This window comes from Marinilactibacillus kalidii (assembly GCF_017599325.1).
Lineage (GTDB): Bacteria > Bacillota > Bacilli > Lactobacillales > Carnobacteriaceae_A > Marinilactibacillus > Marinilactibacillus kalidii.
Genome location: NZ_JAGFVM010000052.1, coordinates 88,084 through 111,573 on the forward strand (window position 1 = coordinate 88,084; position 23,490 = coordinate 111,573).

Here is a 23,490-nt window from a genome sequence, read left to right on the forward strand (position 1 = left end):
AAAAATAAATAATTGAAAAACAAGATCTCATTGATGAGGTCTTGTTTTTTTGTATAGACCAATTCAGTTTTTGTATGTTAAATATTAAGTGGGAAGGGCTATTATTTTGAAAATATTATCTATAAATTAATAATAGCTAATGTTTGAAAGAGATGCTTAAATTCTATTGATATATAGACCACTTAATCAGTATAGTAGGAACAACTTATTAAAGGGGGACTACATATCATGTCAGCTACAGATACTATTTGGGTTTTAATCGGAATTGTACTGGTATTTTTTATGCAAGCAGGGTTTACAATTGTGGAGTCAGGATTCACGAGGGCAAAGAATGCTGGAAATATCGTAATGAAAAATATAATGGATTTTGTCATTGGCTCGTTGTTATACTGGGTAATCGGATTTGGGATCATGTTTGGGCCTAGTATCATAGGCTTAATTGGTCGACCAGATTTCTTCGTCACTGGTAATTATGATACGAATGTACCTGGGTATGTCTTTTTAATGTTTCAAACAGTTTTTTGTGCGACAGCCGCTACGATTGTATCTGGTGCGATGGCGGAAAGAACAAAATTCAGTGCCTATTTACTTTATACTGTTGTGATATCTGGATTGGTTTATCCGATTTCTGGTCATTGGATATGGGGAGGCGGATGGCTATCAAGTCTTGGCTTTCAGGACTTCGCAGGGTCTACAGCCGTTCATATGGTCGGTGGCGTAACAGCCCTCATTGGTGCGAAAATCGTAGGACCTAGAATAGGTAAATATCGTAAGGACGGAAGTGCCCAGTCGATTCCAGGGCACAATGTATTATTGGCAGCACTTGGTGTTTTTATTCTCTGGTTCGCATGGTTTGGATTCAATGGTGCTTCCACACTAGAAGCATCGACGGATGAGTCTCTCAGTTTGATAGGTGTTATCTTATTAAATACAAATCTTGCTGCAGCTTCTGGAACATTGGTGGCAATGGCGCTCTCGTGGGTGAGATTTGGAAAACCGGACGTTAATTTGACATTGAACGGCGCACTTGCAGGATTGGTTGGGATCACAGCAGGATGTGCTGTAGTACAACCTGCTGGCGCTTTTGGAATCGGTATATTTTCTTCAATAGCAATGATTTACGGCAGTGAATTTGTCGAGAAAAAGTTGAAAGTCGATGATCCTGTAGGTGCTTTTGGCGTTCATGGTATTGCTGGTGGATTAGGTACGGTTTTAGTCGGATTCTTCGCTCGAGAAGGTGGCTTGTTTTATGGAGGAGGATTCAGTTTGTTACTTGTTCAATTTATCGGTGTTATTGCCGTGATCACTTGGGTAAGTTTCGCAATGATTTTAACCTTTAAATTGGTTGATAAAACAATCGGGCTTCGTGTATCACCCGGAGAAGAAGCCGCCGGGATGGATGTTAGTGAACATGGACTAGCGAGTAGCTATGCAGATTTTAAAGCAAGTGTCACGAACCCAACAGAAGGAAGCTAATAGAAAAAAGCGGACAGAAATAGTATTCTGTCCGCTTTTTTTTGTTGTTTAAATACGATCGCCTGGTATAGAAGCGATGATTTGTAAAGAACCTTCTACTGTCCAACGGTCAATGCCGTTCGGTAAGATAAAATGCGAACCTTTTGTAATGGGATATTTTTGCTCCCCAATCAATAAGGTGCCATCTCCGTTCAAGACACTCACTAATGTGTAGAGACCTTCAGCTTCAAATGTAGCATGGCCATTTAATTTCCATTCTTGTACTTTAAAGAATTCGTTATCAACGAATGTAGTGATTACAGCATTTTCTTGCTGAGCGACAGTTCTTTCTGGATTTGGATCAACATGTGGAATGGTTGTTACATCGATAGACTGTTTAATATGAAGTGGTCTCGTTTGACCAGAGTCATCTTTACGGTCGTAATCGTACACTCGGTAAGTGGTGTCGCTAGATTGTTGTGTTTCAAGGATCGTGATACCACCACCGATTGCATGAATCGTACCACTCGGTACATAAAAGAAATCACCCGCTTTAACTTGTACATATCGCAATAACTCATTCCATTTACCCTGTTCGATCATTTCTGAGAAGGCTTCTTTTGAATGAGCGTGATGACCAAATACGATTTCAGCATCTTCAGATGCATCAATTACGTACCAGCACTCTGTTTTACCAAGTTCACCTTCATGTTCCATACCGTAAGCATCATCGGGATGAACTTGAACGGACAAAGCAGATTGAGCATCCAGAATTTTGGTCAACAAAGGGAAGACTTCCCCAGATTGATTTCCGAACAATTCACGATGTTGATCCCAGAGTGTGGTAAGTGTTTGATTTTTGTAAGGACCATTTATGATCGTAGCTGGTCCGTTCTTATGAGCACTGATCGCCCATAATTCACCAGTATGATCGCTTGGGATTGAATAGCCGAAAAGGTCTCTAAGATTCGTTCCGCCCCAGATTTTTTCTTGCATCACGCCTGCTAAAAATAGTGGTTCAATCATATTTAGTCTCCTTAGTTTGATAATAAGGTTAGTGTACCACATTTTATTTGATGAATGCGGTTTAATTAATGGTGTCAGTCTCTAGCGCTTACGCAACAAAGATTTGGACTTGAAATTTCAAAGAAATGTACCAACCGAACACGGATTCATCGTACACAGCTCTTGTACTTTCTTTAGGGTTATCATATAATTTATAAGGATTGGCTGATTTCTCTTGGAATAGATCAGTTCATAATGAATAGAAAGTAGGACATACCATGGCACAACTGTACTTCAGATATGGCGCAATGAACAGCGGAAAGTCTATTGAAATCTTGAAAGTGGCCTATAATTACGAAGAACAAAACAAGAAAGTTCTTCTTTTTACAAGTGCAATCGATGACCGAGATTCAGTCGGTTATATTTCAAGTCGGATTGGTTTGAAGCGTGAAGCAACGCCTATTGAGGAACGAACAGATCTCTTTGAAATCGTCAAAGAGCAAGTAGAGGATCTGGCATGCGTCCTGGTGGATGAAGCGCAGTTTTTAAATAAACATCATGTACTACAATTAGCACATATCGTAGACCAATTGAATATTCCCGTAATGACGTTCGGGCTGAAAAATGATTTCCGTAATGAATTATTCGAGGGATCAAAATATTTACTATTATTGGCAGATAAAATAGAAGAAATGAAAACAATTTGTTGGTTCTGTCATAAAAAAGCCATCATGAATATGCGAATGCTAGACGGAAAACCAGTAAAAACAGGAAGCCAGATTATGGTAGGTGGAAACGAAGCTTACTATCCTGTCTGCCGAAAGCATTACTACGAATCGATGAAAGAAAGTAAGCTAGAAAGAGGCGAAGAAAAATGAGTATGTACGATAGATTAGAACAAGTCGATAATCGATACGATGAATTGAATGAATTATTAAGTGATCCCGAGGTCATTACAGATACGGATAGATTCATGAAGTTGAGCCGTGAAGAAGGCGAGCTAAGAGAGACCGTTACTTGTTATCGGAAATATAAAGAAGTATTAGAAGGTATTTCAGAAACGGAAGAAATGTTGGAAGAGTCTTTAGATAACGAAATGGAAGAGATGGCTAGAGAAGAAAGAGCAGAATTGCTTGGGCAAAAGGAAAAGCTGGAAGAAGACTTGAAAATACTCTTGTTGCCAAGAGATGAAAATGATAAGCGTAATATTATTATGGAGATCAGAGGCGCTGCCGGTGGGGATGAAGCGCAATTGTTTGCGGCTGATCTTTTAGATATGTATCAAAGATATGCAGAATCTCAAAGATGGAAAACAGAAGTGTTAGATGCTAACTCTAATGGAATCGGTGGTTATAAAGAAGTTACACTATTGATTTCTGGACAAAATGTTTATTCAAAACTGAAGTTTGAAAATGGTGCACACCGAGTCCAACGAATTCCACAGACCGAGTCTCAAGGAAGAATCCACACATCAACAGCAACAGTTGTGGTTATGCCAGAAGCGGAAGATGTTGAGATCGACATTGCCGAAAACGATATCCGCGTCGATATTTATCATGCTAGTGGAGCTGGTGGACAACACGTCAACAAAACAGCATCTGCCGTAAGATTAACGCATGAACCTACCGGAATCGTCGTAGCGATGCAAGACGAACGATCGCAACTTAAAAACCGAGAAAAAGCAATGAAAGTACTTCGTTCTCGTATTTACGATAAGATTACACAAGAGGCACAAGCTGAAGTAGATGCTGAACGTAAAACAGCTGTTGGTACGGGAGACCGTTCTGAAAGAATTCGTACCTATAATTATCCGCAAAGTCGTGTAACAGATCACCGCATCAACCTGACTATTCAAAAGCTTGACCAGATCCTAGCTGGTAAGATGGATGAAATCGTTGACGCATTAGTTTTCTGGGAACAAGCGCAAAAAATGGAGCAACTTCAAAATGAATATGAATGATTTGAATCATAAAAACACGATTAGAGAAGTCCTGTCTGGGGCTTCTTCTTTTTTAAATGCGCAAGGTCTTGAAGGTTACGCTGCTGAATGGTTATTAAAAGAACGATTTGATTTATCTAAAACAACCATCGTAAAAAGAGGATCAGAAACGATGCCTTTCGAAATGAAAGCTCGCTTTTTTAACGATCTTGAACAATATATCGGTGGTAGGCCTGTTCAACATATTGTAGGCCATGAGTGGTTTTATGATCGTAAATTTACGGTAACATCGGATACGTTAATCCCAAGACCAGAAACAGAAGAATGGTTTGATCGCTACTTAAAAGGATTACCTGATCGACAATTGACTGTGTTAGATATCGGTACAGGTACGGGTGTATTGGGTATATCTCACAAACTAGAGAGACCAAAAGACGAAGTAACCCTAGTAGACATCAGTCCAGAAGCGTTAGCCATCGCTCAAAAGAATGCCCAACAATTAGGTGCTGATGTGAACGTATGTCTGAGTGATTTAACAGCTGAACTTCAATCAGGAAAGTATGATTTAGTTGTATCCAATCCGCCTTACATTTCTACAGCAGAGCATAGCGAGATGGATCGCTCAGTACTAGAGTATGAACCTGCACTAGCATTATTTGCTGAACAAGAAGGACTGGAAATATATAAAAGACTAGCAAGTGAACTACCAGCTATCTTAGAAGAGGATGCGCAGATCATATTGGAAATAGGGTACAGACAGGCTGCTAGTGTTAAAGCTATATTTGAAAAAGTACTGCCTGATGCTGATATAACAATCTGGAAAGACATGGCTGGACTAGACAGGGTCGTTTATATTCAAACTGTTAAATAGAAAAGGTGAAGTAGAGTGGAAACAATTTGGATTGAAAAAGATGCATTAGCAGAGGCAGCATCATTATTAAAAAAAGGGGAAGTCGTGACGTTTCCTACTGAAACTGTTTATGGGTTAGGTGCAGACGCTACAAATGAGACGGCCGTAAAAAAAGTTTACGAAGCTAAAAATAGACCAGCTGATAATCCGTTGATCATTCACGTTGCAAGTATTGATCAAGCACGTGCCTATGCCCAAGAAGTACCCGAGAAGGCTGAAAAAATCATGGCAGCATTCTGGCCGGGACCCTGCACGATTGTGTTGAAGAAGCAAGGTCCGCTCGCGGCAACCGTTACTGCTGGATTGGATACAGTCGGGATCAGAATGCCCAATCATCCAATCGCTTTGGAATTGATTCGTTTAACAGGTAAACCGCTAGCAGCACCAAGCGCAAATTCATCTGGAAAACCAAGTCCAACATCAGCAGCGCACGTTGCGCATGATTTGAACGGGAAAATTGCTGGAATCGTTGAAGGTGGAGAGACTGGAGTGGGGCTAGAGTCAACGGTTCTTGATCTATCTGACCCATCTCAACCAACAATACTGAGACCTGGCGGCGTATCGCAGGAAGAAATTGAAGCGGTAATTGGACCTGTCCGCTTTAAAACGAATGTAGGGCACCAATCTGAGATCCCTACTGCACCCGGAATGAAATATACACATTATGCACCAGTTGAGCCAGTTATGATCGTTTCAGAAAAAGGGTTAGGTTGGAAAAAAGCAATCGAAATAGCACAAGGAAAAGGTGAAGTGGTTGGATTGTTGGCTTTCGATCACACGATACGACAATACGCAGATGAGCAAACCATTTCATTCTCACTTGGGGAAAACGGGGACGTGATTTCAGCTTCTCAAAGATTATTTAAGGGGCTGCGTTATTTTGAAGATACAGAAGCGACGATCATCTTAGCTGAGCCAGTTGAGCGCGCTGGTATTGGTGAGGCATACATGAATCGTTTAGAAAAATCAGCAGCAAGTACGTTTATTTGATATAAGTGCTGGGAATATTAAAACGTTAGATTGATAACAAAATGATTTGAATTCATAAATATAATGGAAAAAAGTCATGTCTTTCTGTACAATGATTAGAGGTTATCATTACAAGAACTACTCATGAGCAAACACAATCTAATTATAAAGGAGCAATTTCAATGGGAAATCTTCAAGTTATTAATCATCCGCTTATTCAACACAAGTTGACAATTATCAGAGACAAGAATACGGGGACAAAGTATTTTAGAGAAGTCGTAAATGAAATCGCAAGACTTTTAGCGTATGAAGTTTCTCGTGAAATGCCATTAGAAGATGTAGAAATCGAAACACCCTTAGTTACTTCCACACAAAAACAATTATCTGGTAAAAAAGTCGTTATCGTACCAATCCTGAGAGCTGGTCTAGGAATGGTCGATGGCATGCTAGACTTGATCCCAGCTGCAAAAGTCGGTCACGTAGGTATGTACCGTGATCACGAAACAATGGAACCAGTAGAATATTTTGTTAAATTACCTTCGGATTTACCCGATCGTCAATTGTTAGTTGTTGATCCTATGTTAGCTACAGGTGGATCGGCAGTCGCGGCTATTGATGCATTAAAAAAACGTGGGGCTACAAATATCAAATTTGTCTGTTTAGTTGCTGCACCGGAAGGCGTAAAAGTATTACAAGATGCGCATCCAGATGTTGATATCTATTCAGCATCATTAGATGAAAGATTAGATGAAAGAGGCTATATACTTCCAGGTCTTGGCGATGCTGGTGATAGATTATTCGGCACACTATAAACGATTAGACACGAAGAGACCTTCAATCCTTCAAGGGATGGAAGGTCTCTTACTTATAACAAGATCTTATGAATGTTATTGTTATAAACAGAATAGGCGAATTTTCTATGGTAGCTATGATAGAATTACTCAGGAAGGAAAAAGACGATGACATATATTGGATTGCAATCGCTTGTAACCTTGATTTCACATATCGTTTATGTGCTATTGGCCTTTTGGTCTTTACAAGGATTAAAAACAGATTATTGGATCAAGAAGTATCATATACGACAAGCAAGAGTGCTATATATTATGATTTCAATTGCGCTTGGCTATACAGTAAGTAGTTTTTTTATTGAATTTATTCTCTCATCTCAAAATCTTGTTCAATTATTTAATTAAATGGATCAATTATTTAAAATCGATTTTTCAAGTAAATAGAGCTGTTCACATAAATGTCACAGACGCTTCGGTCGAGATTGTTTATTAAAAGTTCGCTTTCTGATATAATATAACAGATTGTTGTGATTTTAATTAATCCAATGATTTTAACAAGAAAAATCAAAATCAATTTCATTTTGTCACAAAAAAATGGAGCGTTTTCATTCTTGGTACTACTGAGATTTACGCTTTAATGATAAAGATGACAAGTGAAATTAACTAAATAGAACTAGTCGACTAAACCTTAGAATTAGAATGATGAATCAGGATAAGTACTACCTTGGAGGGCAAAGTATGGAAAAAATCGTAGTAAGTGGCGGACGTAAATTATCAGGTACCGTCGAATTAGAAGGCGCAAAAAATGCTGCATTACCTATTTTAGCAGCAACAATATTAGCAGAAAATGGCATTAACACATTATCTAATGTGCCGTTATTATCAGATATTTATACAATGGAATCTGTTTTAGATTATTTGAACGTCGAAGTTTCATTTGACGAAGAAAACAAACAAATGACATTTGATGCAACAAAAGAATTGAATGATGAAACACCTTTTGACTTTATGAGTAAAATGCGTGCATCTATTGTTGTGATGGGACCACTATTAGCTAGAACAGGTTACGCAAAAGTAGCATTACCTGGGGGCTGCGCGATTGGTACTCGTCCAATAGATCTACATTTAAAAGGGTTCGAAGCAATGGGAGTAGAGGTACATATCAAGAAAGGGTACATCGAAGCTTCAGCTGAGAAGCTTAAAGGTGCTCATATCTATCTAGACTTCCCTAGTGTTGGTGCAACTCAGAATATTATGATGGCAGCTACGCTAGCTGAAGGGACGACCGTAATCGAAAACGTTGCGAGAGAACCTGAAATCGTTGATCTTGCTAACTTCTTGAACCGAATGGGGGCAAAAGTCGTTGGTGCTGGTACTGAGACAGTTCGTATTGAAGGTGTGGAGCAGTTAACTGGTACGAACCATACAATCATTCCTGATCGTATTGAAAGTGGCACATTCATGGTTGCTTCAGCAATCACTCAAGGAAATATCTTGATCAAAAATGCCGTTTCTGAGCATAATAAGCCTCTTATTTCTAAATTGAAAGAAATGGGCGTTATTTTTGAAGAAGAACAAGATGGTTTACGTGTTATTGGACCAGATAAGCTGATAGCGACTGATGTCAAAACAATGCCACATCCTGGTTTTCCAACTGACATGCAAGCTCAGATGACAATTGCACAGCTTCAAGCTGAAGGTACAAGCGTCATGAGAGAGACCGTTTTTGAAAACAGATTTATGCATATGGAAGAGTTACGTCGCATGAATGCTGAATTCAAAGTAGACGGTCAAAGTCTTGTTATTGAAGGTGGAAAAAACCTTCAAGGAGCCGAAGTAGCTTCTAGTGACTTGCGAGCATCAGCAGCGCTGATTTTGGCGGGGTTAGTTTCTACTGGCTATACTCAAGTGACAAACTTGAACCATTTGGATCGTGGTTATTATAATTTCCACGAGAAACTTGCCGGTTTAGGAGCAAATGTTGAGAGAATTAATGCAGACGATACGCTTACCGAAGCCAAAGATGCCTTAAAGGTAAAATAAACTAAACTAAACAAATATAGATGAAACGGGCTATACCGATTGGGTAGGAAAGGAAAACCTAGTCTTGTATAGCTTGTTTTTGTTTACATATCGCTTGATTCGACTAGAAATTCTCTTTTTTTCGTCTTGCTCTTTTTTGCAATCTTGAGTATGATAGAAAGAGTGAGAACTTTTAAAATTAACGAATTAAATAAAAAGCTAAACCAATGAATCGTCAATTCAACAAAAGAGTTGGTTGTTGAATTGATTGAGAGGAGAACAGTCATGGCAAGAGATATTGGAATCGATTTAGGTACTGCAAATGTTTTGGTTCACGTTAAAGGTAAAGGTATTGTATTAAATGAACCTTCAGTTGTGGCATTAGATACAAAGACTAAAGAAGTATTAGCAGTCGGTGAAGAAGCTTATCTTATGGTAGGAAGAACACCGGGAAATATCCAAGCAATCAGACCGCTACAAGGTGGGGTAATCGCTGACTTTGACATAACAGAGGCTATGCTGACTTACTTTATTAACAAATTAAATGTTAAAGGATTTTTATCGAAACCGAATATCTTGATTTGCTGTCCTACAAATATTACAGCAATCGAACAAAAAGCGATTATTGAAGTTGCTGAAAAAAGTGGCGGGAAAAATGTTTACCTTGAAGAAGAACCGAAAGTTGCAGCCATTGGAGCGGGAATGGAAATTTTCCAACCAAGCGGTAATATGGTGATCGATATCGGTGGTGGTACAAGTGATATCGCCGTTCTTTCTATGGGTGGAATCGTTACAAGTAGATCAGTGAAAATCGCAGGGGATACGTTAGACAATGATATTATTGTCTATATCAAAAAGAAACATAACTTGTTGATTGGCGAACGTACGGCTGAAGCTGTTAAGAAAGAGATTGGGGTTATTTTCGATCACGGTCGCAACGACTCAATGGATGTACGCGGAAGAGATGTAGTATCAGGATTACCAAGAACAGTGTCCATCACTTCACTAGAAGTAATGGAAGCAACTAGAGAGTCTATGGTTGTTGTTGTTGAACAAGCAAAAGAAGTTCTTGAAAGAACACCACCAGAATTGTCTGCAGATATCATTGACAGAGGAATCATTCTGACTGGTGGGGGTGCCTTGATTGATGGTATCGATCTACTATTTGCGGAAGAATTAAAAGTTCCCGTTTTTAAAGCAGAGAACCCATTGGATTCTGTTGCACTAGGAACAGGTATTTTACTTGAGAGTTTAAAAAAACGTAAATAATATACGTGTATTGAATTATAGAAATAAAAAATCATTTGGTTTAGAGGTGTAATTATATGACATGGCAATCCGTACTGAAAAAGACTGGCCTATATTTACTTAAAATCATTATCATTCTTTTGCTGATCGCAGTTGCCTTTTTTGGTGGCTTGATGATTGGATATGGCGTTATTGGTGATGGAAACAGTCCAATGGATGTATTCGAACCAGAACTTTGGCAGCATATACTGGATTTCATCATGTAATCCTTACTCTAAACCATGGAGACAGATAGCAATTTTGCTATCTGTCTTTTTTCGTTACTTTTTCTAATTATCCACTAGTTTATTGTTTAGGAGTCAATTCATTGATTCTATTTATAAAACAATAGGAGGATAACAAATGAATCAAGTTTCGTTTGTCGGTAGAATTGTTCGGGACATAGAATTGCGTGGTGTTGGGGAAGGAAAAATCGTTACGAATAATGTGATAGCCGTGCAGCGTCATTATAAGACTGAAGGAAGTGCAGAAGCTGACTTTATCCCTTTCGTAGCATGGGGTAAGCGAGCTGAACTAATTGAAGAATATTGTGAAAAAGGCGATTTGATTGGTTTTAATGGCAAAATGCAATCAAGAACTTATCAAAATGCAGAACAAGAGACCGTTTATGTTGTGGAATTTTTGGTGAATGATGTTCATTTTTTACAACCTAAAAAATCTGAACAAAGTTTTTCAAGTGTTTAATAAAAAGAGCGCATCCAATACGGTGCGCTCTTTTTATTAATCATACAAAATAAAATTATTCTATATAATTTCATTATTTTATCTTATTTTGTCTAGAGATTTGTAAAATTCACGTTAAATTTTCAAATGTTCACTGTATAATGTAGAATAAAGTGTAAATAGACCATTAGCGAAAGAAGGATATACATGAATATTTTGATGATTGAAGACAATGAATCCGTTTGTGAAATGATTGAAATGTTTTTTTTGAAAGAGGAATGGGCAGCAACTTTCGTCCATAATGGGAAAAAAGGGTTGGACACTTATTTAGATAATAAGGATACGTATGATTTGATTGTATTAGATATTATGTTGCCTGAAATGGATGGCATGACAATTTGTAAAGAAATCAGGAAACACTCTACGCGTGTTCCAATCATCATGCTTACAGCTAAGGACACAGAAAGTGATGAAGTCATTGGCCTAGAGATTGGTGCAGATGATTACGTTACTAAACCTTTCAGCCCATTAACACTGGTAGCTCGAATTAAATCTTTAAAAAGAAGGGCTGAACAGTCCGAACATCCAGAAGAAACAGTTCAAGGAGAATATGAAGTTGAAACTGAACATCTTAAATTGGATAGAAATACTCGAGAAGTATTGCTTTATGATAGAAGTCTTGAAGGCTTGACACCAAAGGAGTTTGATTTACTTTACACGTTAGCCAATAGCCCTAGAAGAGTCTTTTCTAGAGAACAGCTATTGCAGATTGTCTGGGATTATGAGTATTTCGGAGATGAGAGAACAGTTGATGCACACATCAAGAAATTGAGACAAAAGTTAGTGCAAAATGGTCCACAAGTGATTCACACTGTCTGGGGCGTCGGCTATAAATTTGATGATACAGGAGCAGTAGAGACCTAATGAAATTTCCTTATTTCTATCAACAGATGTTAGGGTTCCTATCGGTTATTATCATGCTGTTGACGATTTCAGTCTTCTCACTTGTTTTATTTGCGCGTAATACAGCAATCAAAGGAACCGAGAATCGGCTCTTTACTTATGCTGAATCGATTGTTGATGTAAATCTTAACCCAGATCAGCTTGCAAACTTTCAGTCTCTCTTGAGTAATCAAGGCGTAACGTTCTTTGTTTTTAACAATGATGGTCACCTGGTTTTTCCGGATATACCAGATAATGTAGAAACAAAGGTCGTTCCGGAAGAAGAAGACCGTCTGAAAAATGGTGAACGAGTATCTCTGACGACTGAACAAGCAGATTTATATGGTAATCCTAGAGAAACTGCCTACGTGTACTTGCCTTATTTTAATAAGAGTACGTCAGAATACGCTGGATTTGTAGCCGTTAGTGCACCGGTTAGTCAAATTGATCGGCAAATGAGTGAATTGAAAAGAAACTTATTCAATGCCTTCTTGATATCAACCATTATTGCTATTATTATGAGTTTCATCTTTGCACGATACCAAGTTAAGCGAGTGAATGGACTGAGACAAGCAGCTCATATGGTAGCTGAAGGTGACTATGACATTCGATTAGACCATAAAGATCGAGATGAGATAGATAATCTATCTCAAGACTTTAATAAAATGATTATGGCTTTGGATATGTCTCGTCAAGAAGTAGAACGTCAAGAAGAGCGACGTAAAACATTTATGCAAGACGCGGCGCATGAGATGCGGACACCACTGACAACAATCAATGGTTTACTTGAAGGATTAGAGTATGACGTTATTCCAGAATCACAGCGTTTAAGAAGTATCAAATTAATGAGGAAAGAGACGAAAAGATTAATCCGACTCGTTAATGAAAATTTAGATTACGAAAATATACGATCTAATCGGATCATGTTAAATAAGCATCACTTACCTTTACAAGAAATTTTCGGAGAGATTCAAGAACAGATGACGAGTCTCGCGGAAAGTTCGAATAATACACTTAACATACATGTAGCGGAATCGATGACTGTCTTTGCGGACTATGATCGTTTCAAACAAATATTAGTTAATCTAATAAAAAATGCTATTCAGTTCACGGAAAACGGAACAATCGAGGTAACTGGAGAAAAGACAGAAAATAGCACGCGCATCCTTGTTAAAGATAGTGGTATTGGGATGACGGAAGATCAGTTGAAAAATATTTGGGATCGATACTATAAAGCGGATATTTCTAGGACGAATACGAAATTTGGAGAATCGGGATTGGGATTGTCAATCGTTCAACAACTTGTTGCGCTTCATAAAGCTAATATCAGTGTAGAGAGTACACCCGATAAAGGAACGGTCTTCACAATTGATTTCCCGAATGAAAAACACGACTGAAAAGTTTAAATATCTCTTAAGTCTTTCGATACTTACACAATAAAATTAAGTATCGAGAGGCTATTTTCTCTTTAATGACAACTGTTTCTTTACATGTTTAACTTTTTCGCTATCTTTTTTTGCTTGTTTGCCTTATGTGTAAATTTAATGTAAAATATCATGAGTGAGTGGAACGGACTGAATTAAGAAAAATATTGGAAGCAAAAGATCTACAGAAATTATAGGAGGCATCTTCATGTCTAAAATGAAAAATATTTTAAGTACAAGAATCGGTTTTTTTGGATTGGCAAGTATACTATTTTGGATAAAAACGTATCTAGCGTATACATTTGAGTTCAATTTAGGTGTATCAGGAGCGGTTCAACAATTCATATTGTTAATCAACCCTATTGCAGTAACCGTTATTCTCTTTTCAATTGCACTATACTTCAAAAAATCTAAGAGATCTTATATCGCGCTTTTTGTCATTATGACATTAGCATCGATGATTCTCTACTTTAACATTATGTTCTATAGAGAATTTTCAGATTTTCTGACAATGAACATTATATTAGGATCTAACAATGTATCTGGTGCTGTCTTTACCTCAACACTTGCAATGATGAGACCATGGGACTTACTGTACTGGATGGATTTAATTATCCTACTTGTAACCTTACTTTACAAAAAGAAAACAAACGTAAAAATGGACGTTCGCCCTTTCAAAAAACGCTATGCAGTAGCAACAACGGTACTAGGTTTTGCGCTTTTTGCAGGGAACTTAACATTAGCTGAAAGCAATCGTCCACAGTTGCTCGTTCGTACTTTCGACCGTAATTATATTGTTAAGTATCTAGGCTTGAATTTCTTTACAGCCTACGATGCATTCCAAACCGCTCAAAATAATCATGTTCGTGCTAGTGCAGATGAATCTAACTTAGTAGACATTGTAGATTTTGCAAAAGAAAATAATGCAGCACCAAATATTGAATATTTTGGTCAGGCTGAGGGTCGTAATGTTTTCGTGATTGCGATGGAAAGTGTACAGCAATTTGTGATCGATTATGATTTAGAAGATGAGAATGGTGAAATGCATGAAGTTATGCCTTTTGTAAATAGCTTATACCATGACCAATCTTCTTATAGCTTTTCGAATTTTTATCACCAAGTAGGACAGGGTAAATCTTCTGATGCAGAGATATTAGGCGAAAATTCATTGTATGGTTTACCGCAAGGTAGTGCCTTCCAGACACTTGGAACGACGAATACATTCCACGCTGCACCAAACATTTTGAAACAAGAAGCTGGCTATACATCAGCAGCGTTCCACGGAAATGTTGGTTCATTTTGGAACCGTAATGATACCTATCAACAATTTGGATACGATTATTTCTTTGATTCAGCATTCTATGACGTTTCTGGAGATCGTTCATTAGAATACGGATTGAAAGATAAACTATTCTTCCAAGAATCAGCACAGTATATTGAACAATTACCACAGCCTTTCTATAGCAAGTTTATTACTGTAACAAATCACTTCCCGTATCCTTTAGATGAACAGAATGCAGGTTTCCCATCAGCTCAGACAGGTGACGAAACAATCAATCAATATTTTGCAACTGCGAATTATACGGATCAAGCAATTGAAGAATTCTTTAATTACTTGAAAGAAGCAGGATTGTACGACAACTCTGTGTTTGTCCTTTATGGGGACCATTATGGTATTTCTAATATGAGAAACCCTCACCTTGCATCTCTCGTTGGAGAAGATCAAAATGAGTGGGGAGATTTCCAAAATGCCCAAATGCAAAGAGTTCCGTTAATTATTCACGCACCAGGTGTAGATAACGGAAAAGTAATCGATAAATATAGTGGACAAGTAGACATGCTACCAACCTTACTACACTTATTAGGTATTCAAACAGACGATTATATTTTCATGGGACAAGATATCTTGTCTGATGAGCATAATGATACTGTACCTTTCCGAAATGGAAATGTTATGACACCGGAGTATTCATTCATCGGGCAAAAAATCTATGATTCTCAAACTGGCGAAGAAGTACAAGATGAGTTATCAGAAGAAAAACTTACTGAATTGAATGAAGTACGTGATAATGCTAGACAAGAATTATCTTACTCTGATGATCTGATGATGATGGACCTATTGCGCTTTTACACGCCTGATTCATTCAGTGACGTAGAGAAGAATGATTATGTCTATTCAAATCAATTAAGCGTTTTTGAAAATGATCCTTTGAGAAGTACGAGTTTGATTGAACAAAATGGTGGTAAATCTACTGTAGATTTATATAAAACAGATGCACCAGAGTTACAAGAAAATAACGAAACAAATACGGAAGATCAGTCAGATGCACCTAATACACAGACTGGGGACACTGAACAAGCGCCCGAGGCTGTTGAAGATAGCGAATAACTGAATAATACCAAGAAGGTGGATGTCACATAAAATACTGGCATTCACCTTTTTGTATGGTAAAATGAAATTTCTGGATATCACATATGATCTGAACGAGTAAATAAAAGAACCATATCAAATCAGTATTGAAGGATCAATTAAGTTGGGTATATATCATCCACATATAAAGGGGTAATACATTGAGAACACTAGAAGTTAAAACATTAGCAGCAAACCGTTTACGCAAAGGGTATCAAGCATTAGAAGAATATGATTTTAAAGCACTCGGAGACTTTAAAGAAGGAGAAGCTGTTGAGATTGTTGATCAACAAAATAAATTTATCGGTAAAGGTTATCTGGGGAAAGAAAACCGCACAGTTGGATGGCTTCTGACAGCAGATAAAGAAGAAGCGATCGATTCAACATTTTTTGACCGTCAATTTAGAATTGCACAACGTGCTCGTTCCGCTTTTTATGCCGATGAATCAACAACCGCTTTTCGTCTGTTCAACGCAGATGGCGATGGTATTGGTGGCATAACGATTGATTATTATGATGGCTACTACATTTTCTCTTGGTTCAATAAAGGGATCTACACACGCAGAGAAGAAATTTATCAAGCTTTTAAAGTAGCGATTCCAGACTTCAAAGGAATCGTTGAGAAGGTTCGTTTCAGTGATGCAACAGTGGCATCGAGACATATTGATGGAGAAGTTCCACCAGAACCATTAATCATTAAAGAAAATGGTATACAATATGCTACTTACATCAACGAAGGTTGGATGACAGGCATTTTCCTTGATCAAAGAAACGTCAGAAGAAAGTTAATGGAAGACTGGGGTACCGGAAAAACGATTCTGAATACGTTTAGTTATACAGGTGCTTTCTCGGTTGCCGCAGCAATGGGCGGTGCTGTGAAGACAGTCAATGTAGATGCAGCAAATCGTAGTAAAGCAAAAACAACTGAACAATTTGAAATCAACGGCTTGAATCCAGACGACCATGAAATCCGAGTAATTGATGTGTTCGATTATCTGGACTATGCAAAAAAACATGAACTAAAATTTGATATCGTTGTGCTAGATCCACCGACATTTGCACGTACGAAGAAACGTACTTTCAGTGTAGAAAAAGATTATGTTGGGTTAATCCAAGAAGCACTAGCGGTATTGGCTGACAAAGGAATGTTGATTGCTTCTTCAAACACTTGGAAATTAGACCGTGATGATTTCTATGAAATGGTAAACGAAGCGTTAGAAAATGAAAACGTAGATGCTTACTTACTAGATGAGTACCGTTTACCGGAAGATTTTAAAGTAAATGAGCAGTACCCTGAAAGTGATTATTTAAAAGTGATGGTTTTAGAAAAAACAAATTAAAAGCATTGGAGAGAGTTACGGGAGTGAAGCCCGTAACTCTTTTTATAACAAGTGTATTCATAAAAACATGATGATTGTGTGAATATTTTGTGATGAAGAGCATAGTAATCCCATACTATTGCCTACCTGTGCTAATATAGAGTAAGTGAAATGAAGAGAGGACTAAAAGAATGACAGCTTATATAACCGTGAAAGATGAGTACAAACGATACAGCTCAGGCGAAACAACGGTCGTAGCGAATGATGGCATAACGTTTGATGTTGAAAAAAATGAATTCGCTGTTATCGTTGGACCCAGTGGCGCAGGGAAAACGACTGTATTGAATATTTTAGGTGGTATGGATTCAGCGGATGAAGGAGATGTCATCATTGATGGTACCAATATTGTTGGATTTAGCGAAAAACAGTTAACAAAATATCGTAGAGATGATGTTGGTTTTGTATTTCAGAACTATAATTTAATTCCCAATTTAACAGCAAAAGAGAATGTAGAGTTGGCTGCTGAAATCTCACCAGATGCGCTTGATGCCGCTGAAGTATTAAAAAGTGTAGGTTTAGGAGATAGAATGGATAATTTCCCAGCCCAATTATCAGGTGGAGAACAACAGCGTGTCGCTATTGCGCGTGCGTTAGCAAAGCAACCAAAGTTACTGCTATGCGACGAGCCAACTGGTGCATTGGATTATGAAACCGGAAAGAAAGTATTAGAAATTTTGAATAAGTCTAAAGTTGAATATGGGGCTACAGTAGTCGTAATCACGCATAACCGTGCGATTGCACCGATGGCCGATCGGGTGATTGATATCAATAATGCTAAAGTTAGAAGTATGACGATTAATGAATCCCCTACACCTGTACAAGATATTGAATGGTAAACATAAACACAAATCAGATGAAATCAAATAAAAGAGGAATTGTATTGAAAAAAACAGCTTTATGGAAAGATACATTTAGAGAAATCGGGAAAACAAAGACTCGTTTTCTTTCAATTTTTGCCATTATCCTTTTAGGGGTAGCTTTTTTTGCTGGTATTAGCGCGACCGGACCCGTAATGATTCAAACAGCTGATGATTATTATCAAGATCACGATTTAATGGACTTTCAGATTCTGTCTACATATGGATTGAATGATGAAGATAAAACATTATTAGAATCGATTGATAACGCCACAGTAGAAACGCTCGTGTCTTCAGACGTTGTGATGAATGAAACAGGAATGACTTCTAAAATATATGGATATGATCCAGATAAAGGGCAGTCACTGAATCAGTACACCATTATAGAAGGTCGTCTACCGAAAACTTCAGGAGAAATTGCATTAGATTCAACCGCTACTTATCAAGAGAACTACAAGGTAGGGGATAAAATCGAATTACCATCTGGAACAGATGATGCTTACGAAGATACATTTAGTCAATTAACTTTTGAGGTAGTAGGTTTTGTTAAGAGTCCACTATATGTTGAAAGCGATACTAGAGGGAATACACAAGCAGGTTCAGGAACGTTGGATGGTTTTTCTGTCATTCTAGAAAAAGACTTTGATGTTGATTACTACTCTGAAGCCTTTGTTCGTTACGATCAGTCTGAGCAGTTCCAAGCTTATAGTGATGAATACGATGAATTTATTGCAGATAAAACAACAGTGCTTGAAACATTGGTTGAAGATAGACCACAAGAGAGATTAGATACGCTACAAGCAGAAGGCCAAGAAGAAATCGATGAGGGTAATGCGGAAATAGAATCTGCAGAAGCTGAACTTGAAGATGCTCGAATCGAATTAGAAAACGCTCGGAATGAACTAGATGATGGGTGGGCTGCATATGAAGAAGGGCTTTCAGAATTAGAGCAAAAAGAAGCTGATGCCCGTAGTGAATTACAATCTAAAAGAAGTGAAATCGAAGAAGGTAAAACACAGATCAATGATGCCCGTGCACAATTGCAGTCTGCGCAGTCTGAAATTGACAATGGTCGTGCACAGTTAGAAGCTGAGCGTGAAACAACTGAGGCGCAACTTACTGCTTCGGAACAAGAAATTGCTGCTGGAAGACAGCAGCTTGAAAATGCCCGCGCAGAATTGAATGCAGCGGAACAAAATCTTCAAGCAAATGCTGCACAACTATCTGAAGAACAACTAACTGCATCGCAACAAGAAATTGACAATAATCGTGTCCAATTAGCGGCGCAAGAACAAGAAATCGAACAAGCAGAGCAAGCAATTGCTCAAGGTCGACAACAATTGGCCGCAGCTGAAGCTGAGTTGGAGCAGTCCCAACAACAAGTTAATGCTAATCTAGCTGAGCTTGAAAATAGAGAAACAGAAATCGTATCTGGTGAACAACAGCTTGATGAAGCTGAAGCAACATTGGAATCTGAGCTCGAATCTGGCAGAACAGAATTAGCTGATGTAAGAGCAGAACTCGAAGAAGGTGAAGCAGACTATCAAGAAGGACTTGAAACCTTTGAGAATGAACGAGAAGAGGCGGAAGCAGAAATTGCAGATGCTAGAACTGAGTTGGAAGAAGCGCAAGCGGATCTTGATGGTTTAGAATTACCTGAATATCTAATTAATGATCGATCTTACTTTGCAGGATATGACGAATATGGTGAGAATGCAGAGCGTATCGGGGCTATTGCAAAAATTTTCCCAGTCTTTTTCTTCTTGTTAGCTGCGTTGATTTCTTTAACAACGATGACAAGAATGGTTGACGAAGGAAGAAGTCAAATTGGTACGATGAAGGCACTCGGTTATAAGAACATGGATATTTCATTGAAGTATTTCGTCTATGCGTTCTTAGCTACTGTTTTAGGCGCTTTAATCGGCTTAGGCGTTGGTTACTGGATTTTTCCATCTGTTATTATGGATGCTTATGGAGCGCTCTATAACTTGCCGGATATTGGTGTCCAATTCTACTGGAGTTACTCTATCATCTCGATTATCGCATCATTGTGTGCGACGGGATTAGCTACTTTAGTAGCTGTAAGAATTTCCTTGCAGAGTAATGCTTCCAATTTGCTAAGACCTAAAGCACCAAAAAAAGGAAAAAGAATTCTAATAGAGAGAAGACCGTTCCTCTGGAATCGATTTAGCTTTACGCAAAAGGTGGCTTCACGAAATTTATTCAGGTATAAAGGTCGTATGTTCATGACGATTATCGGTGTAGCCGGATGTACCGCGCTCTTACTCACTGGATTCGGATTATCAGATTCTATCGCCAATATCGGTGACATCCAGTACGGTGAGATCAACCTTTACCAAGCAATCGTATCCGAAAATACAGATGCTGATCAAGGTGACCAAGAAGCTTACGAAGAGACACTTTCAGGTATTGAAGGGTTAGAAAATCATTTAAGAGTAGAACAAAATGCATTTACAGCAGAAGTTGACAACAACCGTCAAGATGTAAATGTATTTGTACCCGAAGACAAAGAGATACTGAAAGACTTTGTTGTGCTGAGAGATAAACACGATCAAGAAATGGTGTATGATCTGCCTGATGAAGGAGCCGTCATTACAGAGAAACTAGCAGAGCTGTTAGGAATCTCTGTTGGAGACACCATTCAAATCAATGGAAATGATCAAGAAGTCTATGATGTGGAAGTGACTGGGACCGTCGAACATTACTTCCAACACTTTGTCTATCTATCCCCGTCAGCCTATCAAGCGGCTACTGGAGAAGACCCTGTTTTCAATACGCGATTACTGAAATACGATACGACTGAAGTAGAAGATAGTGATATCGGTCAGTTATTGAATGCAGAAGAAGCTGTTCAGGGAGTGACTTTCGTATCGGTCATCTATGATACGATGCAAGGTTCATTGGATAGTTTGGATGTTGTAACGCTGGTCATTATTATTTCAGCAGCAACATTAGCGTTCATTGTCTTGTACAATCTGACAAATATCAACGTCTCAGAGAGAGAACGAGAATTATCAACGATAAAAGTTCTCGGATTTTACGATCGAGAAGTAACCATGTATGTCTACAGAGAAAACCTAGTCCTTACATTGATGGGCATCATAGTAGGTCTCGCATTAGGAGTCATCATGCATCGATTCGTATTGAATACGGCGGAGATTGACGTCATGAGGTTTAGTAGACAGATCAATCTGACAAGCTACTTGTACTCAGGCTTATTGACGTTCTTATTCTCAGGACTAGTCATGATCTTGATGCATTTTAAATTAAAATATATTGATATGATTGAAGCACTAAAAGCGCAAGAATAAGAAGTGAACTGAAAAAAGAGATAGGCGCAAAATCTGCGACTATCTCTTTTTGTATATATTGAAATGTAGATTAATGTGTTAAATCCATTCCCCAGCTTTTCGCCGACTGATCCATCAAGTCTGTAACATCTTTGGTTAGAGTAATATAAGACTGATTTTCTTGATTCAGCAATGTTTGTGTTAAAGAATCCAATTCATAAGTCATAGCTGTAGTTTTATCTCCAGCCTGAGCCGTTTCCGTTTTTCCATCTGCATAGGTGATCAAGGCGGTATCCGCTCTTGGATAATCTAGTACAGTAATGAAGGCATTCTCGCATACGATAACCCCTTGCTTGGGCATTTTTCCTCTAAAAGATAACGTTACAGAAGAAAGTTCGTCATGATCGTTACGCATCTGAATCGTACTCATCTCGTCCACGCCAGTCTCGTATAACTTAGCCAATGTTTGTAATTCAGTCGGTTGACTACTTAAAAAGAAACGAACGAAAGAAAGGGCGTATACACCAACATCTAAAAGTGCGCCACCACCTAGTTCTTTAGCAAAGAAGCGATTGGTAGGATCTGCATCTTTCAAGCTACCAAACATAGCATTGACCATCTTTAATTGACCGAATTCTCCAGAGTCAATTCTTGACTTCAATGTTCGATAAAGGGGCATATGATAAATTGTCATTGCTTCTGCCAAAATCAGATTTTTTTCTTGTGCCAAATCATGGACTTCTTTGAATTCACTAGCATCCATCACCATTGCTTTCTCACAAAATACATGTTTTCCAGCAGTTAATGCCAGCTTGATATGTTCAGCGTGATAGCTGTTCGGCGTAGCAATGTAAATGATGTCAATGTCAGGATCAAAGCAAATTGATTCATAATTCCCGTAAGCTTTTGGTACCCCATAGTTTGTAGCAAACTCCTGTGCTTTTTGTAAATTTCTAGAAGCGACAGCGGTCAATTCCGCATCTTCAATCGTAAAAGCTTTTGCAAATCCATGTGCGATATCGCCTAATCCAATGATTCCCCATTTGATTTTAGTCATATCCATTCCTTCTCCCTACAAATTCTTTTCATCTATCTGGATTGATATTAAATAAAAATCCAGAGGACGAATGTTTAATAAAATCTTAAACTTTATAACTCAATTATATCAAATAAAATGAAGTAACCGTTTAAAAATGTTTAGATATTCGTGAGTATTTTGTTATAAGACTTTGCATTGTGGTAAAATAAGATTCATGGACAAACTAAGTAGGAGATTTTTTTGATGAAGATTAAATGGTTAATATTGCCTATAGGGTTATCGTTACTTTCTGGTTGTACAACAGAAAATCAAAGGCAAGTAGAAGAAACACTAGCACCAGTGGGTGAAGTAGAAAAACCGGACACTAAAAATGAGCATAATGAAGAACTTACTGAAGAGGAGCAAGCACATTTAGCACTGATTGAATCACTGCCGGAAGATGCAAGTTCTGATGACTGGAACCTTCTTCTTGTGAATAACTGGACGCCACTACCAGAGGGTTTTGAGCCAAATCTTCAAGAAGTAGAACCTGAAAAGTCGGTGGATACTAGAATTGTCGAACCGTTTAAAAATTGGATGGATGCCGGTCAGAAAGCTGGTCATCAACTTTATTTTGCATCTGGTTATAGATCTGTTGAAAGACAGCAAAGTAATTATGATCGAAGTATTGATAAGTTTAAACAAGAAGGCTTTTCTGAAGAAAAAGCAATCTCTAAGACCGAAGAATATATTGCAATACCCAGAAGAAGTGAACATCATACAGGTTTAGCGGTCGACATCGTTGATCAACAATGGATAGCGGATGGGAATGGTTTGACTCCGGACTATGACACGCAGGAATCGCAGCACTGGCTCTTAGAAACTATGGCTGATCATGGCTTTGTTTTAAGATACCCCGAAGGAGCAGAAGATTTAACAGATATTCATTACGAATCTTGGCACTTCAGGTATGTGGGAAAAGAGAATGCTATGTTTATGACGGAGCACGATTTAGTGTTAGAAGAGTTTGTCGCGTTGTTGAAAGAAAAAGAAGCAAACTGATCCACTATCTAGCTGATTCAACCTAAAG

The 23,490-nt window shown here is 38.2% G+C and carries 20 protein-coding genes; 18 read left to right on the forward strand and 2 right to left on the reverse strand.

The features are described 5' to 3' along the window. Positions 1 to 228 precede the first annotated feature (228 nt). Positions 229 to 1,476, forward strand: coding sequence for an ammonium transporter (locus tag J5J05_RS12365; protein WP_244244746.1), 1,248 nt, complete (start codon positions 229 to 231; stop codon positions 1,474 to 1,476). A gap of 48 nt (positions 1,477 to 1,524) precedes the next feature. On the opposite strand, the gene manA is transcribed toward J5J05_RS12365, so the two are convergent. Beyond that, positions 1,525 to 2,481 carry a mannose-6-phosphate isomerase, class I gene (gene manA, locus J5J05_RS12370; RefSeq protein WP_208560969.1) on the reverse strand — a complete coding sequence of 319 codons (957 nt, stop codon included), beginning with the start codon at positions 2,479 to 2,481 and terminating at the stop codon, positions 1,525 to 1,527. A 257-nt stretch (positions 2,482 to 2,738) separates the two neighbouring features. On the opposite strand from manA, the gene J5J05_RS12375 reads away from it, so the two are divergent. The 16 genes from J5J05_RS12375 (at position 2,739) to J5J05_RS12450 (ending at position 21,403) form a co-directional block, all read left to right on the forward strand. Then, positions 2,739 to 3,338 carry a thymidine kinase gene (locus J5J05_RS12375; RefSeq protein WP_208560970.1) on the forward strand — a complete coding sequence of 200 codons (600 nt, stop codon included), beginning with the start codon at positions 2,739 to 2,741 and terminating at the stop codon, positions 3,336 to 3,338. Between the two features lie 2 nt (positions 3,339 to 3,340). Further along, positions 3,341 to 4,420 carry a peptide chain release factor 1 gene (gene prfA, locus J5J05_RS12380; RefSeq protein WP_208561014.1) on the forward strand — a complete coding sequence of 360 codons (1,080 nt, stop codon included), beginning with the start codon at positions 3,341 to 3,343 and terminating at the stop codon, positions 4,418 to 4,420. Continuing rightward, positions 4,407 to 5,270 carry a peptide chain release factor N(5)-glutamine methyltransferase gene (prmC, locus tag J5J05_RS12385; protein WP_244244747.1) on the forward strand — a complete coding sequence of 288 codons (864 nt, stop codon included), beginning with the start codon at positions 4,407 to 4,409 and terminating at the stop codon, positions 5,268 to 5,270. The genes prfA and prmC overlap by 14 nt, the downstream gene beginning before the upstream one ends. 15 nt (positions 5,271 to 5,285) lie before the next feature. After that, positions 5,286 to 6,299, forward strand: a complete 1,014-nt coding sequence (locus tag J5J05_RS12390) for an L-threonylcarbamoyladenylate synthase (protein WP_208560971.1) — start codon at positions 5,286 to 5,288, stop codon at positions 6,297 to 6,299. Positions 6,300 to 6,460: 161 nt separating this feature from the next. Then, a complete protein-coding gene (gene upp, locus J5J05_RS12395; protein ID WP_208560972.1) occupies positions 6,461 to 7,090 on the forward strand; it encodes a uracil phosphoribosyltransferase in 630 nt (209 codons plus the stop codon). A 147-nt stretch (positions 7,091 to 7,237) separates the two neighbouring features. Continuing rightward, positions 7,238 to 7,471 carry a DUF1146 family protein gene (locus J5J05_RS12400; RefSeq protein ID WP_208560973.1) on the forward strand — a complete coding sequence of 78 codons (234 nt, stop codon included), beginning with the start codon at positions 7,238 to 7,240 and terminating at the stop codon, positions 7,469 to 7,471. Positions 7,472 to 7,804: 333 nt separating this feature from the next. Beyond that, positions 7,805 to 9,109 (forward strand): UDP-N-acetylglucosamine 1-carboxyvinyltransferase, encoded by a 1,305-nt coding sequence (gene murA / locus J5J05_RS12405; RefSeq protein ID WP_208560974.1) that lies wholly within the window; start codon positions 7,805 to 7,807, stop codon positions 9,107 to 9,109. Between the two features lie 264 nt (positions 9,110 to 9,373). Continuing rightward, entirely contained in the window at positions 9,374 to 10,357 is a 984-nt protein-coding gene (gene mreB / locus J5J05_RS12410; RefSeq protein WP_208560975.1) for a rod shape-determining protein MreB, read from the forward strand. A 56-nt stretch (positions 10,358 to 10,413) separates the two neighbouring features. Beyond that, the gene (locus tag J5J05_RS12415; protein ID WP_208560976.1) at positions 10,414 to 10,602 is read left to right on the forward strand and encodes a DNA-directed RNA polymerase subunit beta; all 189 of its coding nucleotides are present in this window, start codon (positions 10,414 to 10,416) and stop codon (positions 10,600 to 10,602) included. A gap of 136 nt (positions 10,603 to 10,738) precedes the next feature. Beyond that, the gene (locus J5J05_RS12420) at positions 10,739 to 11,080 is read left to right on the forward strand and encodes a single-stranded DNA-binding protein (protein ID WP_208560977.1); all 342 of its coding nucleotides are present in this window, start codon (positions 10,739 to 10,741) and stop codon (positions 11,078 to 11,080) included. Positions 11,081 to 11,266: 186 nt separating this feature from the next. Beyond that, on the forward strand, positions 11,267 to 11,983 hold the full coding sequence (locus tag J5J05_RS12425) for a response regulator transcription factor (protein ID WP_208560978.1): 717 nt from the start codon (positions 11,267 to 11,269) through the stop codon (positions 11,981 to 11,983). Beyond that, positions 11,983 to 13,398 (forward strand): sensor histidine kinase, encoded by a 1,416-nt coding sequence (locus J5J05_RS12430; protein WP_208560979.1) that lies wholly within the window; start codon positions 11,983 to 11,985, stop codon positions 13,396 to 13,398. Before J5J05_RS12425 ends, J5J05_RS12430 begins: the two co-directional genes overlap by 1 nt. Before the next feature lie 244 nt (positions 13,399 to 13,642). Beyond that, positions 13,643 to 15,814 carry an LTA synthase family protein gene (locus tag J5J05_RS12435; protein ID WP_425270363.1) on the forward strand — a complete coding sequence of 724 codons (2,172 nt, stop codon included), beginning with the start codon at positions 13,643 to 13,645 and terminating at the stop codon, positions 15,812 to 15,814. Between the two features lie 182 nt (positions 15,815 to 15,996). Then, positions 15,997 to 17,175, forward strand: a complete 1,179-nt coding sequence (locus tag J5J05_RS12440) for a class I SAM-dependent rRNA methyltransferase (RefSeq protein WP_208560981.1) — start codon at positions 15,997 to 15,999, stop codon at positions 17,173 to 17,175. Between the two features lie 170 nt (positions 17,176 to 17,345). Continuing rightward, positions 17,346 to 18,050 carry an ABC transporter ATP-binding protein gene (locus J5J05_RS12445; RefSeq protein WP_208560982.1) on the forward strand — a complete coding sequence of 235 codons (705 nt, stop codon included), beginning with the start codon at positions 17,346 to 17,348 and terminating at the stop codon, positions 18,048 to 18,050. A gap of 44 nt (positions 18,051 to 18,094) precedes the next feature. Next, positions 18,095 to 21,403 (forward strand): ABC transporter permease, encoded by a 3,309-nt coding sequence (locus tag J5J05_RS12450; protein WP_208560983.1) that lies wholly within the window; start codon positions 18,095 to 18,097, stop codon positions 21,401 to 21,403. Between the two features lie 70 nt (positions 21,404 to 21,473). Here J5J05_RS12450 and J5J05_RS12455 read toward each other — a convergent pair whose 3' ends face one another. Then, complete coding sequence (locus J5J05_RS12455; protein WP_208560984.1) at positions 21,474 to 22,439, reverse strand: Gfo/Idh/MocA family protein; 966 nt, start codon at positions 22,437 to 22,439, stop codon at positions 21,474 to 21,476. A 225-nt stretch (positions 22,440 to 22,664) separates the two neighbouring features. Here J5J05_RS12455 and J5J05_RS12460 point away from each other — a divergent pair, with 225 nt between their 5' ends. Beyond that, on the forward strand, positions 22,665 to 23,462 hold the full coding sequence (locus tag J5J05_RS12460; protein WP_208560985.1) for a M15 family metallopeptidase: 798 nt from the start codon (positions 22,665 to 22,667) through the stop codon (positions 23,460 to 23,462). The last annotated feature ends 28 nt before the right edge of the window (positions 23,463 to 23,490 follow it).

Excerpts from the sequence above, each read along its gene's own strand:
- J5J05_RS12445 (WP_208560982.1), top strand. The coding sequence starts at position 17,346 with ATGACAGCTTATATAACCGTGAAAGATGAGTACAAACGATACAGCTCA.
- J5J05_RS12430 (WP_208560979.1), top strand. The coding sequence starts at position 11,983 with ATGAAATTTCCTTATTTCTATCAACAGATGTTAGGGTTCCTATCGGTT.
- J5J05_RS12365 (WP_244244746.1), top strand. The coding sequence starts at position 229 with ATGTCAGCTACAGATACTATTTGGGTTTTAATCGGAATTGTACTGGTA.
- murA (WP_208560974.1), top strand. The coding sequence starts at position 7,805 with ATGGAAAAAATCGTAGTAAGTGGCGGACGTAAATTATCAGGTACCGTC.
- manA (WP_208560969.1), bottom strand. The coding sequence starts at position 2,481 with ATGATTGAACCACTATTTTTAGCAGGCGTGATGCAAGAAAAAATCTGG.
- prfA (WP_208561014.1), top strand. The coding sequence starts at position 3,341 with ATGTACGATAGATTAGAACAAGTCGATAATCGATACGATGAATTGAAT.
- J5J05_RS12420 (WP_208560977.1), top strand. The coding sequence starts at position 10,739 with ATGAATCAAGTTTCGTTTGTCGGTAGAATTGTTCGGGACATAGAATTG.
- J5J05_RS12375 (WP_208560970.1), top strand. The coding sequence starts at position 2,739 with ATGGCACAACTGTACTTCAGATATGGCGCAATGAACAGCGGAAAGTCT.
- J5J05_RS12415 (WP_208560976.1), top strand. The coding sequence starts at position 10,414 with ATGACATGGCAATCCGTACTGAAAAAGACTGGCCTATATTTACTTAAA.
- J5J05_RS12455 (WP_208560984.1), bottom strand. The coding sequence starts at position 22,439 with ATGACTAAAATCAAATGGGGAATCATTGGATTAGGCGATATCGCACAT.
- prmC (WP_244244747.1), top strand. The coding sequence starts at position 4,407 with ATGAATATGAATGATTTGAATCATAAAAACACGATTAGAGAAGTCCTG.
- mreB (WP_208560975.1), top strand. The coding sequence starts at position 9,374 with ATGGCAAGAGATATTGGAATCGATTTAGGTACTGCAAATGTTTTGGTT.
- J5J05_RS12400 (WP_208560973.1), top strand. The coding sequence starts at position 7,238 with ATGACATATATTGGATTGCAATCGCTTGTAACCTTGATTTCACATATC.
- J5J05_RS12435 (WP_425270363.1), top strand. The coding sequence starts at position 13,643 with ATGAAAAATATTTTAAGTACAAGAATCGGTTTTTTTGGATTGGCAAGT.
- upp (WP_208560972.1), top strand. The coding sequence starts at position 6,461 with ATGGGAAATCTTCAAGTTATTAATCATCCGCTTATTCAACACAAGTTG.
- J5J05_RS12460 (WP_208560985.1), top strand. The coding sequence starts at position 22,665 with ATGAAGATTAAATGGTTAATATTGCCTATAGGGTTATCGTTACTTTCT.
- J5J05_RS12425 (WP_208560978.1), top strand. The coding sequence starts at position 11,267 with ATGAATATTTTGATGATTGAAGACAATGAATCCGTTTGTGAAATGATT.